Genomic DNA, 15,053 nt, shown 5'->3' on the forward strand with positions numbered 1-15,053 from the left:
ATTTATTTTTTATCAAAGGTATTCACATGCCTGCAGCACCAACATAGACATTTCAGGACATTACATGGACATTTTCGCCACTACGGATATTCCTACTTTTTCTCTGTAATTTTTAGGAGAACAACCTACTGATTTTTTGAAGTATCTGCTGAAATAAAATTCGTCTTCAAATCCCAGCTCAGAGGCAATTTCCTTTACAGATCTGTAGGTTAAATGCAATAATTTTTTGGCTTCCAGAATAATTCTTTCATTGATAAGCTGAGTGGGTGTTTTGGAAAATTCTTTCTTTACTGCTTTGCTTAATGTATTATTGGTGATATTCAGTTTATCACTGTAGAATAACAGTTCTTTTTCATTTTTAAAATGTGTTTCCAGTAATTTCTGAAATTCTGCAGCATTTTTATTGGAAAGTTTTTCATGGGAAACCACATTGTTTTCAATACTGCTTTTCTGTTTGCTTCCAATGGCAAGAATAAGCTGGATATAGGTTTTGATAATGGATTCAGAAAACGGATGCTTTTCACGTTCTTCTTTTTGAATGTGATGAAAGAGCTCCAAAATATAGTTATAGTTCTCTTCTGACAGTTCAACCCCGGGATTCAGATAAATATTATTGAAAAGAAGTCCGTTGCATGCCACTTCCTCTTTGTGATATTCTATACAGTAATAATCTCCGTGAAAGAAAAGTACATGGATGTTTTCCTCCGATTCCGAAACCAGTTTCATCTTCTGATAAGGAGAAAGAAAGAGAATATTGTATCCGCTGTAAGAATAATTAATACCGTCTACTGAGAAAACACCGGAACCTTTCCATAGAAACACGCTGTAATTTTCTGTAGTGAATTCTGCTGGAAAATCTGTGGTTTGGTAAGACTGTATTTTTATTTCCATGAGGAGTTAATTTAAACACTAATGACGCTAATGATTCACAATCGTATCAACATTTCTTTCTTATATACTTTTACCTTGAAGCAAAAGTATACAAAAGTTCAAGACTGGAATCATCCGCTAAAAATTTGAATGTACTCCTAAAATTTCCAAACTCGCATGGATCATGCGATTCTACTTCGGTTCTAAATTTCGTCCATGCTCAGACAATGGTTTTTTTTTTAACGGATTACATTTAAATTTTCTTAACGCTCCTGATTCCTAAGTCGATTAGCCCCTATTTACAACTATAAGTCAGAGAGCAGACTACAAAAAAAGCCGGAAAATTCCGGCTTTCTATTATTTGTTATCTTACTACTACAATCCGATAACCGGCATTGATAACATTAAGATATTTTCGTTTTCTTCAAGACCATCAAGAGGTTCAATAATCCCCGGTCTGTTAGGCTGAGACATTTTCATGGTGATATCATCAGATCCTAGGATTGTCAACATTTCAGTTAAGAATTTTGAGCTGAATCCGATATTGATATCTTCTCCGTTATAGTCGCAAGGAATCTGCATGTCTGCTTTGTTTGCATATTCAGTATCTTCTGCATGAAGGTGAAGAATATTTCCGGAAAGCTTAAATCTTACCTGGTTGGTAGATTTGTTAGACATGATAGATGCTCTTTTGATCGCTCCTAACAACAGGTTTCTGTTGATGGTCAATACATTCGGATTTTCTTTTGGAATTACGGCTGTATAGTTTGGATATTTTCCATCAATCAGTCTACAGATCCAGATATGCTTACCAAAAGTAAATTTAGCCATATTCTCATTGAAGTCGATGGTAACGTCTTCATTGGAACTTGCCAGGATATTTTTGAAAATGTTAAGAGGCTTTTTAGGCATGATAAACTCCATCGGCTCAGCATTCATCAGGTCTGCTCTTTTGTACACCACCAATCTGTGGGAGTCTGTAGAAACGAAATTGGTTTCATTTTCTCCAAACTGGAAAAGCACTCCTGTCATTACCGGACGAAGGGAGTCGTTACTTGTAGCGAATAGTGTGTTTGTCAAAGCTTCAGACAAAACTCCTGCCGGCATCGTTACACTTTGGGAAGCGTCGAATTCCGGTAATTCAGGATAGTCATCAGCATTGTCTAATGCTACTGCGAAATTATCTTTTTCATCTAAAATCTCAAGCTGGCTTCCAGTACCTTCGGCATTGTCTTTTACAACAAATGTCAGAGGCTGTTCACCATATGTCTTGATAAAATCCTGAAAAATTTTAGCAGGAACAGCAAATTTACCTGTATCATCAGACTTTACTTCCAGAGAAGTAACAAGAGTTGTCTCGCCGTCAGATGCTGTAATGGTAACATTATTTCCGTCTAATTCAAAAAGATAGTTTTCTAAAATCGGTCTCGATTGAGAGCTTGATATTACGCCACTTACAGTTTGCAAAGCCTTCTGCAGTTCACCACTTGAAATAATAAATTTCATAGATTTATAAAATAAGTTTCTACAAATATAATAAATACATACAACAAAGAAAAGAATAATATGGAGGAGTTTTTAACAAAGATCCTTAATTTGTTTTGAACCTTGACATTATGCTTTGATTTCTGCGAAGATTCATTTTTTTATCAAAATACAAAGACTATCTTTGTCTGAAAAGTTCAGAATCATGCAAAAACCTCCTATTCATAAAAGTTTTCTCCATGCTTTCAGGGGTGTTTTGATGATGATAAAAACGGAAAGAAATTTCCAGATTGAACTTCTATTTTTCTTCATCAATCTCTTCTTTATTTTTTATTTCAGATTAAACAATACAGACGCGGCATTGGTTATTATCGCTTCATTTGCTGTTTTAAGTGCTGAAATTTTCAATAGTGCTATTGAAAAGATCTGTGATATCATTCAGCCCAACTTCGACAAAAGAATCGGCTTTATTAAAGATATTGCTGCGGGTGCCGTAGTGCTGACAGCTATTGCTGCGGTGATTGTTGGGGTTTTGGTGTACTGGAAATATATTTTCGGGTAAAGAAATCTGAAATATTGCTGGCAAATATTTAAGCTATATGCTTAACCACCCCGTCAAAAATTCTTTGAATTTTTGACACCCCTCCAGAGGAGGGGAATATCACGTCTTCAGTTCAAAGGTCTGTGAAAGTATGAGATTTTTCACTTTTTATTTCACAGAGATGAAAATATCAACTTCTGCGTCTGATGGATTTTGTGCTTTTTCTCCATAGACTTCAAAATCGGCGGTAAATGTTCTGTTCAAATCCATTTCCCAGATTTTTAACCATTCGTTGATAACCAACCCTTTTGAAAGATCTCCTTTTGTGGTAAATTTCAGATATTCTCCTCCATCAAAAGTATAGCCGACCATTCCTTCCGGGATGTTATCTAGGTTTTCCACTTTACATCCAAGAACTGTTGTATAAGGCTTTGTATGGTCTTTTTCGTAATCGGTGTAGATAGAATAAATGGTATTGTCTATTTTATTTGGAATTGAATTGACAATATTCCCGCTGATCATTTTCTCCCATAATACCGGAATATCTTTTCCTGCCTGTCCATTTTCATTGGTGGTTCTTACTGAAATACCGATGACCTTAAAAGGTGCTATTTTTACGTTCTTCATTATTAATTCTTTGTTATAGAGCAAAGATAAGGACTGGTTGTGACAAGGGTCTGTCAGGAGCTTTTTAAATTTGGGCTAAAGCCAATGGATTTATTTATAAGATAAGTGGGCTAAAGCCCACTTCTATTGAATACTAAATTGGTCATATTAGTAGAAAAGCACCTACTAAGTCTAAAAGTTACTTCATTTGCAAAAGCTGTGAGAGAACATTCAAGTTTAGATTCCTTGCTTTGCTCGGAATGACAAAGAGACCGTTGAAATTATAACCCTGACAAAATCACTTGAGTCATAGTTCTAACTCTTATTTGAGATTGCTTCGCGTTGCTGGCAATGACTATTTCCCCACATAGATAAACCCTTTTTTTCCGGATTTAAAAACGGTTTCGATTCTTTTGTAATCATCAACTTCATATTCATCTGCCTGAAGAATTTCTTCTTCTGTCACCTCAAAAAGCACTCCTTCTACCTGATCATTATCCCTCCCTGAAAATTCAAGAACAGGATGGTATTGCTGGCCGCTTTTCCGAAGTACTTCAGCATCTGTAATTTCAAGCATATTCAATTTATATCCTGATAAAACATCTTTTTCACCTTGCAAAAGTCTTCCGAAGGTTTCCATTTGAACCTGCTCTTTCTGTAAAGTTCCGTAGGAAAATAAATTGGGCATTATAAATATTTTTCAATGATTGGGATTGCAATTTCAGCCATCATTCCATAGCCTTTTTCGTTGGGGTGTACACCGTCTGCAGAAAGCAGGATTTCTTTGTCATCCAGGAAAGCGGAGTAGAAATCAATATAAGTCAGTGAATCTTCAACAGTAATATCTTTCAAAATCTGATTATATGCGACAACATCTTCGCTGATTCTTTTCTTCCCGGAACTTACCACTACTCCATCTATTTTTTGAGAAAAAGGAAGAATGCTTACGAGATAAATGGTATTAGAAAACTGTCTGGCATGGGCAACAGCTTCTTTGATATTGGTTTTAAATTTTTCAGGATCTACGATCTGTACTCCGTCTTTTACAGCAAGATCATTGGCTCCGTAACTTAGAAAAACGATATTTCCATCAGCGGAATTTCTTGCAGCCAATTCATGAGGAATTCTTTTGAGCAATCCATCTGTGGTTTCTCCTCCTATGCCCAGATTGAACAGAATGAGCTCATCTCCATTTCCTTCATGAAATTTCTGCAGGGCATATCTTTTCAAAATATCTACCCATCCGCCAAAAACTCCGTCATATTCTCCATAGGTAATGCTGTCACCGAAGAACAGCCCGTAAATAATTTTCTTCATTCAACTTCTGTTATTTCCTTTTTTGTTGAAGTAAAAATAGTGAGAAAAATTGTTAATATCTTTCAACTTGCATAGTTTTTAACGCAAAAGACGCAAAGTTTTATATTAATTTTTTCGTTCGCAAGGGCGTTTCAATCAGCAATAGACCAATTTGTGCCCTAGTTGAATAAAATTATTTGAACCATTAAGATTTTTGAAGGGATGAAGAATTATTAAGGCAACAGCTAAAGCTATTATAAGCAGAATGCCTTATTCATCAGCGATGAATCTTAACTTTTCTTACAATCTTTATTATTCTTAATGGTTAAATAATGTATTTTGTTTTTTTGACGCAAAGGTTTTTATTGTGAGTATGTTGATTCAAGGAGGCAAAGAAGGAATCAACAAGTTGATTGGATAAAGCTAGCTGGAAAATTTCAACGTTTAAAAATTTCCACTCATTACTCATCACTCATTACTCATCACTCATTACTCATTACTCATTACTCATTACTCATTACTCATTACTCATCATTCCAGGCTCAGCGTAATATTCGTATGTGATTTTATAATTTCAATCAGGATTTCAAAAAGGGTTTGTCCTTTTCCTTCTATCAATTCATCTAATTTTTGCTGAATTAATTCTATGTTGAAAGGTTTTCCCTGTCTGATTTTATTTTCATAGAATTCACGGGTAGCCTTAAAACCTAAGTCTTCTTTTGACTTCTGTGATTCTTTCCAGATGATTTCAATTTCTTCTTTGTTTTCGAATACTCCGAAACCTCCGTAAAGGATATCATCAAAGCCGTCCAGAGTTCCTACTTTCCAGTCTGTATCCTTCATCAGAACGTTAGAAGCTTCTTCGTAGAAACCTCTTAAAGACGAAAAATGACCGCCATGAATGACGATCATTTTTCTTGTATTGTTATTTGAAGTATTCAACACCGTTTTTGAATATGTTGTGATAATTCGCGGTTGGTATATTCTTCATAAGACCTTCTGCAAAACGCTCCGGGTGGCCCATTCTTCCGTAGATCTTTCCACATGGGCTGGTAATTCCTTCAATTCCGAATAATGAATTATTAGGGTTGAATGGCATACCGTGGGCAATGTTTCCATCAAGATCAATGTATTGGGTAGCGATCTGCCCGTTTTCATACAATTTCTTAATCTCTTCTTCTGAAGCCATGAAACGTCCTTCTCCGTGGGAAATCGGAATTGTGAAAGTTTGTCCTTTCATTCCTTTTAACCAAGGGCTTTCGTCATTCACTACTTGTACAGTAACCATCTGAGAGATATGTCTTCTGATGGCATTGTGCGCTAACGTTGGAGAGTTTTCATCCAGATCTTTGATTCTTCCGTACGGCAGCAATCCTGATTTCACAAGGGCCTGGAATCCGTTACAGATCCCGATAATCATCCCATCTCTGTCTAATAATTCGTGTACTGCATTTTTCATTTTCTCGTTTTTCAGAACGTTTACAATGAATTTTGCAGAACCATCCGGCTCATCCCCTGCGGAGAAACCTCCTGAGAATGCCAGAATCTGAGATGTTCTGATCTCTTCTACCCATGCATCAATGCTTTCATCCAGTAACTGGTGATTGATATTGATTAAAGGCAAGCTGCTTACTACAGCTCCTTCTTTCTGGAATGCATTCAGCGTGTCATACTCACAGTTGGTTCCCGGGAATACCGGAGCAAATACTTTAGGCTGTGCGATTCCGTGTTTTTTGATGATGATATTTCTTGGATGGATTGAGTTTGATTTTTCATCAATTTCAACCGTGATCTTTTCTTTTTCTACTGTTGGGAAAAGGTTCTCGAAAGTACCAGTAAAACTGGATTCGAGATTTGAAATTTGAAATTTGAAATTGTTGATGCTCAAAATTTCATCCTCGACTACTTTTCCAATCAACTGAAGGTTTACATCGCTTAATTCTTCTTTTGCTTCAATGATTAAGCTACCGATATTTTTACCCAATAAAACAGCTTCCTCAGCATTGATTTCAGCACCTAATCTGTTTCCGAAGCTCATTTTTGCTAAAGCTACTGCCAAACCTCCTTCTTTCACTGTTTTTACAGAAACAATTTTTCCTGCTTTGATGTTTTCGAAAATGAATTCAAAAGCTTCTTTTAAAGCATTATAGTTTGGTAGTCCGCTTTCCTGAGCAACGTGATTGAAGAAATACAGTTTGTTCCCTGCACTTTTCAATTCAGGAGAGATGATATTTTCTTTATCTCCGTTGGCACATGCAAAAGAAATCAAGGTTGGCGGAACATTCAGATCCTGATAGGTTCCACTCATGGAATCTTTCCCTCCAATCGCTGCAAGACCTAAATTGATCTGTGCATCATAAGCTCCTAAAAGTGAAGCTAAAGGTTTACCCCATTTTTCAGGATTTTGTCCTAATTTTTCGAAGTATTCCTGGAAGCTTAGTCTGATGTTTTTATAATCGCCTCCCATCGCTACAATCTTCGCCACACTCTCTACTACAGCATAAGATGATCCTAACAGTGAGTTTTGTTTTGAAATTTCAGCATCGAATCCCCAGCTTGCCAAAGAAACGGTTTTAATATCTTTTGCTCCTAAGATCGGTAGTGTCTGCACACTTCCTTCCATGAGTGTCTGCTGGTATTTCCCTCCTAAAGGCATTGCTACGGTAGTTCCTCCTACTGAAGAGTCGAACATTTCCAATAGTCCTTTTTGGGAAGCTACATTTTTATCTTTTAAGATGTTCAGGAAGTTTTCTGCTGTGAACGCTTTTGTTTCTTCTTTTACTTCTTCAAGGTGAGTGATTTTCACTTCCTGAGATTTTGAACATCCGTTAGTATCTAAGAAAGCTCTTGAAAGGTCTACAATTTTGTCTCCTTTCCAGAACATCTGCATTCTTCCTGAATCTGTCACTTTTGCTACTTCTACGGCAACAATGTTTTCAGCTTCACAGAATTTGATGAATTTTTCTTTATCCTGTGGATCTACTACCACAGCCATTCTTTCCTGAGACTCAGAAATAGCCAGCTCGGTTCCGTTTAATCCTTCATATTTTAATGGTAATACATCAAGGTTTACTTCTAAAGAGTCTGCAATTTCACCAATTGCTACAGAAACTCCTCCTGCTCCGAAATCGTTTGATTTTTTGATCAACTTCGTTACTTCAGGATTTCTGAATAATCTCTGGATTTTACGCTCTTCTACAGCATTTCCTTTCTGAACTTCAGAACTCATCGTGTGGATAGAAGTCTCGTCCTGCTCTTTTGAACTTCCGCTTGCTCCTCCTACTCCGTCACGACCTGTTGCACCTCCCAAGATAATAATTGAATCACCATTTTCAGGCTTCTCACGTCTTACCCAGTCTACAGGAACAGCTCCGGTAACGAAACCAACTTCCATTCTTTTGGCTTTGTAGCCTTCGTCATAGATTTCAGAAACCATTGTCGTCGCAAGACCGATCTGGTTACCGTAAGACGAATATCCGTTGGCAGCCTGTTTTGTAATGGTTTTCTGAGGGAGTTTTCCTGGTAAAGTTTTGTCAACAGATTCTAAAACGTCTGCAGCTCCCGTTAATCTCATCGCCTGGAAAACGAAAGATCTTCCGGATAATGGGTCTCTGATAGCACCTCCCAAACAAGTAGAAGCACCTCCGAAAGGTTCAATTTCTGTTGGGTGATTGTGCGTTTCATTTTTGAATAATAAATACCAAGGTTCTTTTTTACCGTCGTATTCTGCTTCGATCTGAATGGTACAAGCATTGATCTCGTCTGAAATAACAAGGTTATCAAGATTCCCTGTTTTATGGAAATATTTACCGCATACTGTTGCCAGATCCATTAAGGAAATTGGCTTCAGCTCACGGCCTAAGAATTTTCTTTTTTCGATATAATCATTGAAAATAGTTTCCAATGTATGTTTGAACTGACCTTCAAACTGAATGTCTGACAACTGTGTTTCGAAAGTGGTGTGACGGCAGTGGTCGCTCCAATACGTGTCTAATACCTTTAATTCTGTTTCCGTAGGATTTCTATCTTCAGTTTTGAAGTATTCCTGAATAAATTTCAGGTCATCCAATCCTAATGCAAAACCATGATTGTTGTAGAAATTTTCAAGTTCAGCATCATTGAAATTGATGAAATTTTCGTGGATGATTACTTTTGACGGGGTTTCATCTGCAGGAATATCCAGAATAGATAAGTCCTTTTCCTGAGATTCTACTTTGTTGATCAGAAGGTCCTTGATTTTAACCAAATCCGCTTCAGAAACTCCTTCAAATTCGATTAATTTTCCACTTCTTACTTTTGATTTTTCATTTTCAGTCAGTAAAGCGATACACTGTTGTGCAGAATCTGCTCTCTGATCATACTGTCCCGGCAAAAATTCCATTCCGAAGTGAATAGCTTTTGCAGGGTTTTCTGTATGTAAAATATCAGTAACAGGATCTACGAAAGTGTTGTTCACCACTTTTTCAAATTCTCCGTCATTCAAATTGAAAATATCATACACATTGTATACTTTCACACTTTGAATTGCCGGGACAACCGCTTTTACTTCATCAAAAATTTTTGGACTTTCAACATCGAAAATTCCTCTTTTTTCTACGAAAATTCTTTTGTTATTAGACATTAGATGTCAGATTTTTAATATTAGATTTATTTTTTATTTTCAAATTTATTTCTTGCTATCTCTATTGAACGATGCAATTTTTCAAGCAAAACTTTTTCTGAAGGTAAGATAAGTAAATATTCTGCTACTTTTATATTATCTCCTTCCAGATTCATGAGTTATATATGTCCACGATAATTGTCGCATCGCTGATGCGACAATATTAAAATCACTAAAAACAGAAGCAAACTGCATCATTTTTCGGATATTTTTCTCAGAAAATGAATTTCCAAATTCTAACGTAAGTCGCTGAGAGATCTGTACAATAACTTCTTTACCATACTCTGCTCTCTTATTATCTAAAACATCTTCATTTATTCTTTTTCCTATCTCCCAGTACAAAACCACCATTGCCGAGTTTACCTGAGCAGCGACCTGACTTCTTGTCTTGTCTACCAGCTCCTTAAGATCGGTCATTAATTGTTGATGATTTTGATTCTGTAACATTATTAAAAATTAGATGTCAGATTTTTAATATTAGATTTATTTTTCTTTTTTACTTTTTCTGAGTTAAAGTTTTTTTCTTTAAACCCATCTATATTGGAAATTTTTGAAAGAGATTTTCCCTCCAATCATTATTCTGTACAAATTTAAAGGAATAAGTCATATGTTCTTCAAATTTGAACTGCCGAATTTCCAATTTTGTATTATTTATTGATAAATTTATTCGGATTATCCTTATGTTCTTTCTGAAAGTCTTCTGCATTTTTTATTTCTTCTTTCAGCCAGTTTTCAAAAGGAACTTTCTTTTCATTAAAATCCTCAATGGCATAAAATGTTTTTCCATCTTCTGAAACCAGAAACTTGAAGCGGTAAAGCATATCTAAATCTTTCTTCCTATCATTATAAGTATTCACCTGATAATAGGGAAAATTTTCTTTTGGCCTTTCTACGATTTCAAAAAACAGATTCTTTTCTTTTTCAGATAATTTGTCATAAAAATTCACATAATAAAGATCTGACAGTTTTTTCTTCTGCTTTTCAAAGAACTGAAGAATATTCTTCTCCTTTTCATTATACTGAAACGGATTCGGGTAGTATTTCCCGTCTATTTCAACATCCTTTTCTGATGGTTTTGCCAATGGCTGAATCGTTTCTCCTTTGACATTCATCACGCCCCATTTACCACCTACAACAGACCTGTGTTCATCATTTGTTTTTTCCCAGTCACAGCCGTCACAAAAGGTAGCGTATCCATAATTAAAAGGAAATGCAAAGTCGTGCTTAGCTACAATAACAGTATTCCCGTTTCGGTCTGCAAATCCTACTTTACCATTTTTAACCAATCTTCTCAGTCCTTCAGAGAAATAATCTGCTCCATTGTCAAAAAGGAAAGGCTGGTACAGGAACTTCCCATTTCTGTCATACACATATCCCCATGCATTTTTCTCTGATTTTTCGCCTTCTTTACTTCCATCAAAAAGAATGGTTTCTCCTTCTACAGGATCTCCATCTTTAAAGAATGAAAAGACTTTGAACTTTGCAGGAACAATTATTTTTCCTGCTTTATCTTTTACTCCCACTAAAGAATCTTTGGACTTAAAATAATGTAAATCCTCTTTACTCTGAGAAAAAGAAATGATTGGTGTTAATAGGATGGTTAATAGCAGTTTTTTCATATTAATTGGAGTGGGAAATAAAATATGCAGCCCAAAAGACTGCATATTGTTTTATACTTTAAGATCAGCTTCCAATCCTATTAAGTCTTTGTTTCGGTCTATAATCGGCTGTACTTCATTTTTGATGAATTCCTCCGTCTGGATCGGCGCGAAACCAATAAAGTTTTTAGGATCTAAAACTTCTTTCAGTTTTGATTTGTCTAGTTTTAAAGAATCATCATTTAAGATTCTTTCGATAAGGTCGTTTTCTTTTCCTTCTTCTTTCACTTTCTTGGAAGCTTCCATAGAGTGAACTCTGATCACTTCGTGGATTTCCTGACGGTCACCACCCGCTTTTACTTCTTCCATGATAATGTATTCTGTCGCCATGAAAGGAAGTTCCTCCATAATGTGCTTGTTGATTCTGTTTGGATAAACAACAATTCCGTTCATGATGTTGTTCCAGATTAATAGAATAGCATCAACAGCTAAAAATGCCTGAGGGATTGTTAATCTCTTATTTGCAGAGTCATCCAATGTTCTTTCAAACCATTGTGTAGAAGCCACCATTGCAGAACTTGTCGTCAGAGACATTACATATTTTGCCAATGCTCCGATTCTTTCGCTTCTCATCGGGTTACGCTTGTATGCCATTGCAGAAGAACCGATCTGGTTTTTCTCGAATGGTTCTTCAATTTCCTTAAGGTTTTGAAGTAAACGTAAATCGTTTGTGAATTTATGTGCAGATTGTGCAATATTGCCTAATAAAGCAACCACTTTAGCATCAATTTTTCTATCGTAAGTCTGTCCGGAAACTCCGAAAACTTTTTCGAAACCGAATCTTTTTGAAAGTTCTTTATCTAAGTGTTTTACTTTAGAATAATCACCGTTGAAAAGCTCAAGGAAACTGGCAGCAGTTCCTGTAGTTCCTTTTACTCCTCTGAAACGTAGGGTTTCAAGGAAGAAATCCAATTCTTCAATATCAAGAACCAAACTCTGTAACCAAAGGGTAGCTCTTTTCCCAACTGTTGTCAGCTGAGCCGGCTGGAAGTGTGTGAATCCTAAAGTTGGAAGGTCTTTATACTGAATTGCAAAATCCGAAAGATTTTTCATCACGTTCACCAACTTTTTCTTTAAGATTAAAAGCCCGTCACGGATCTGAATTAAGTCTGTATTGTCTCCTACAAAAGCTGAAGTTGCTCCCAGGTGGATAATTCCTTTTGCTGAAGGCGCCACATCACCATAGGCGTGAACGTGAGCCATTACATCATGACGGAATTTTTTTTCGTACTCTGCAGCTTTTACGTAATCGATGTTTTCAGCATTAGCTTTTAACTCAGCGATCTGCTCGTCTGTAATTTCAAGTCCAAGGTCTTTTTCGATTTCAGCAAGAGCTATCCAAAGCTTTCTCCAATTCTGGAATTTGTTATTGTGTGAGAAGTTAAATAACATTTCTTCACTGGAGTAGCGCTCTTCCAATGGATTTTTGTAGGAATTCATTCGTTCTTTTACTTTTTAGATGTACAAAAATACGGTTTTTCAGTGAGAGATGAAAATCCAGATTTGATGATTTTCATTCATGATTTTCATTTATACTTTTGTCTTGAAATCGAAGATTCGACGTAGTCAAACAAAAGTATACAAAAGTTCAAGACGGGAATCATCCGCTAAAAATTTGAATGTACTCCTAAAATTTCCAAACTCGAATGGATCGTTCGATTCTGCTTCGGTTCTGAACAAGTCCCATGCTCAGACAGTGGAAATTTCTTAAAGGATTACATTGAAATTTTCTTAACGCTCCTGATTCCTAAGTCGGGCATTAATGAGTAATATACTACTTTTTAAATAACTGGTAGCTAATACCATCAACAAGTCAAAGACACAGACTAAAAGAAGCAAAACAAATAAATTGGGAAATATTTATATGATTTTCATTTATACTTTTGTCTTGAAACAAAAGTATACAAAAGTTCAAGACGGGAATCATCCGCTAAAAATTTAAATGTACTCCTAAAATTTCCAAACTCGCATGGATCATCCGGTTCTGCTTCGGTTCTAAACAAGTCCCATGCTCAGACAGTGGAAATTTCTTAAAGGATTACATTGAAATTTTCTTAACGCTCCTGATTCCTAAGTCGGGCATTAATGAGTAATATACTACTTTTTAAATAACTGGTAGCTAATACCATCAACAAGTCAAAGTCAAAGTCAAAGACACAGACTAAAAGAAGTAAAACAAATAAATTGGGAAATATTTAATATGATTTTCATTTATACTTTTGTCTTGAAACAAAAGTATGCAAAAATTCAAGACGGGAATCATCCGCTAAAAATTGAAATGTACTCCTAAAATTTCCAAACTCGCATGGATCATTCGATTCTGCTTCAGGTCTGAGTAAGTCCCATGCTCAGACAGTGGAAATTTTTTAACGGATTACATTGAAATTTTCTTAACGCTCCTGATTCCTAAGTCGATTGATATAGAGCACATAAAAAAAGCTATCCCATTTCTGGGGCGGCCTGTTTTTACTATTTTTTAATTATTCGACAATAAGTCTGCATGGTGACTGGCGATTTTTCAAAAGTAATTCTCCCAAAAGAATCCTGCTCCAGGAATTGAATCCAGTTTTTGTTTAACCAGTGGATCTTTTTCAATCCATTTTTTTAATTCTGCATTAGTTTTTAAACTATCTCCAATAGGAACATTAGCGTATACTCTATTATTATGAACATCACTATTCAAGTATATTACTAAATACTCTTTATTGACTTTCTTTTCAGCAACTGAATATGATAAGTTTCCCACATCACAATTTGATTTATACCTTTTACCATTCAAAGTAAAGGTATAGATAAACTTAAAACCTGTTCCTCTGCCATACCCTTTAACTTCCTGTATTGTACCAGTAGTGTACAAACCTTCTTTTTTATATGAATTTTTAAACTTTTGTAAGAATAAATGGTCATAGAAAAAGAGGCCCCCTATTATAATGACAATAATATAAATATAATATTTTTTAAAAATGATCATATCAGTTACTTTTGTTTTTTTCTGAATTTATGTTGTATTTGCTCCTGCCAATGCATACAAAGTCCCAAACGGCAATCATCCGCTAAAAATTGAAATGTAATCCTAAAATTTCCAAACTCGCAGGGATCATTCGATTCTGCTTCGGTTCTGAGTAAGTCCCATGCTCAGACAGTGGAAATTTTTTAACGGATTACATTGAAATTTTCTTAACGCTACTAATTCCTAAGTCAGATATTAACGCAATAATCTACCTTTAGCATTGAATTGTTATCATCATAAAAGCCAGAAAAGTTCCTAAAATGGCTATAACTAGTCCTAATATGTTCAGTGCTAACATTATAAATTCACTTCTTAAGTTTTTGAAAAATGTTCCAGCTGCAGGAAAGATAAAAACATTTGAAATCATTAATAGGGTAGAAAAATTTAAGCCTCCTTCAAAGACACGAAAACCATTTCTTATTATGTATATATTTACCAGTAATATTATAACATTCAAAAAAATGATACCAACAGCAAGAATATAATTTGTTCTGGATCGCACGAAAGTTCTGTAATTAAGACTGCAAAATAACATTTTTTTCATTTATACTTTTGTCTTAAAACAAAAGTATACAAAAGTTCAAGACGGGAATCATCCGCTAAAAATTTAAATGTACTCCTAAAATTTCCAAACTCGCATGGATCATCCGGTTCTGCTTCGGTTCTGCGTAAGTCCCATGCTCAGACAGTGGAAATTTTTTAACGGATTACATTGAAATTTTCTTAACGCTACTAATTCCTAAGTCAGATATTAACGTAATAATCTACCTTTAGCATTGAATTGTTATCGTAATAAAAGCCAGAAAAGTTCCTAAAATGGCTATAACTATTCCTAATATGTTCAGTGCTAACATTATAAATTCACTTCTTAAGTTTTTGAAAAATGTTCCAGCTGCAGGAAAGATAAAAACATTTGAAATCATTAAT

Annotated in this window: 12 protein-coding genes; 1 reads left to right on the forward strand and 11 read right to left on the reverse strand. The window is 35.4% G+C overall.

The annotated features are described in order from the left end of the window. Nucleotides 1–60: 60 nt before the first annotated feature. Both RAH34_RS22475 and dnaN read right to left on the reverse strand, forming a co-directional pair. Nucleotides 61–891: an AraC family transcriptional regulator gene (locus tag RAH34_RS22475; protein WP_306597640.1), complete on the reverse strand. Its 831-nt coding sequence runs from the start codon at nucleotides 889–891 to the stop codon at nucleotides 61–63. Between the two features lie 354 nt (nucleotides 892–1,245). Further along, a complete protein-coding gene (gene dnaN / locus RAH34_RS22480; RefSeq protein WP_034699704.1) occupies nucleotides 1,246–2,376 on the reverse strand; it encodes a DNA polymerase III subunit beta in 1,131 nt (376 codons plus the stop codon). A 184-nt stretch (nucleotides 2,377–2,560) separates the two neighbouring features. On the opposite strand from dnaN, the gene RAH34_RS22485 reads away from it, so the two are divergent. Next, nucleotides 2,561–2,917 carry a diacylglycerol kinase family protein gene (locus tag RAH34_RS22485; protein WP_306597641.1) on the forward strand — a complete coding sequence of 119 codons (357 nt, stop codon included), beginning with the start codon at nucleotides 2,561–2,563 and terminating at the stop codon, nucleotides 2,915–2,917. A 147-nt stretch (nucleotides 2,918–3,064) separates the two neighbouring features. On the opposite strand, the gene RAH34_RS22490 is transcribed toward RAH34_RS22485, so the two are convergent. From RAH34_RS22490 to RAH34_RS22530, 9 genes are all read right to left on the reverse strand, one after another. Continuing rightward, complete coding sequence (locus tag RAH34_RS22490; RefSeq protein ID WP_306597642.1) at nucleotides 3,065–3,523, reverse strand: GyrI-like domain-containing protein; 459 nt, start codon at nucleotides 3,521–3,523, stop codon at nucleotides 3,065–3,067. A 334-nt stretch (nucleotides 3,524–3,857) separates the two neighbouring features. Beyond that, nucleotides 3,858–4,190: a gamma-glutamylcyclotransferase family protein gene (locus RAH34_RS22495; RefSeq protein WP_306597643.1), complete on the reverse strand. Its 333-nt coding sequence runs from the start codon at nucleotides 4,188–4,190 to the stop codon at nucleotides 3,858–3,860. Beyond that, a complete protein-coding gene (locus RAH34_RS22500; protein WP_306597644.1) occupies nucleotides 4,190–4,819 on the reverse strand; it encodes a GDSL-type esterase/lipase family protein in 630 nt (209 codons plus the stop codon). Before RAH34_RS22500 ends, RAH34_RS22495 begins: the two co-directional genes overlap by 1 nt. Before the next feature lie 510 nt (nucleotides 4,820–5,329). After that, nucleotides 5,330–5,743 (reverse strand): ribonuclease inhibitor, encoded by a 414-nt coding sequence (locus RAH34_RS22505; protein WP_114821134.1) that lies wholly within the window; start codon nucleotides 5,741–5,743, stop codon nucleotides 5,330–5,332. Then, nucleotides 5,724–9,419 carry a phosphoribosylformylglycinamidine synthase gene (locus RAH34_RS22510; RefSeq protein ID WP_306597645.1) on the reverse strand — a complete coding sequence of 1,232 codons (3,696 nt, stop codon included), beginning with the start codon at nucleotides 9,417–9,419 and terminating at the stop codon, nucleotides 5,724–5,726. The genes RAH34_RS22505 and RAH34_RS22510 overlap by 20 nt, the downstream gene beginning before the upstream one ends. A 135-nt stretch (nucleotides 9,420–9,554) precedes the next feature. Beyond that, the gene (locus RAH34_RS22515) at nucleotides 9,555–9,875 is read right to left on the reverse strand and encodes a DUF1016 N-terminal domain-containing protein (RefSeq protein WP_306597646.1); all 321 of its coding nucleotides are present in this window, start codon (nucleotides 9,873–9,875) and stop codon (nucleotides 9,555–9,557) included. A 230-nt stretch (nucleotides 9,876–10,105) separates the two neighbouring features. After that, the gene (locus tag RAH34_RS22520; RefSeq protein WP_306597647.1) at nucleotides 10,106–11,077 is read right to left on the reverse strand and encodes a WG repeat-containing protein; all 972 of its coding nucleotides are present in this window, start codon (nucleotides 11,075–11,077) and stop codon (nucleotides 10,106–10,108) included. A 51-nt stretch (nucleotides 11,078–11,128) separates the two neighbouring features. After that, nucleotides 11,129–12,556, reverse strand: coding sequence for an adenylosuccinate lyase (gene purB / locus RAH34_RS22525; protein ID WP_306597648.1), 1,428 nt, complete (start codon nucleotides 12,554–12,556; stop codon nucleotides 11,129–11,131). A gap of 1,078 nt (nucleotides 12,557–13,634) precedes the next feature. After that, a complete protein-coding gene (locus RAH34_RS22530) occupies nucleotides 13,635–14,087 on the reverse strand; it encodes a hypothetical protein (protein ID WP_306597649.1) in 453 nt (150 codons plus the stop codon). Nucleotides 14,088–15,053: the final 966 nt, after the last annotated feature.

Origin of the sequence: Chryseobacterium sp. WLY505 (genome assembly GCF_030846215.1) — a bacterium.
Taxonomy (GTDB): Bacteria; Bacteroidota; Bacteroidia; order Flavobacteriales; family Weeksellaceae; genus Chryseobacterium.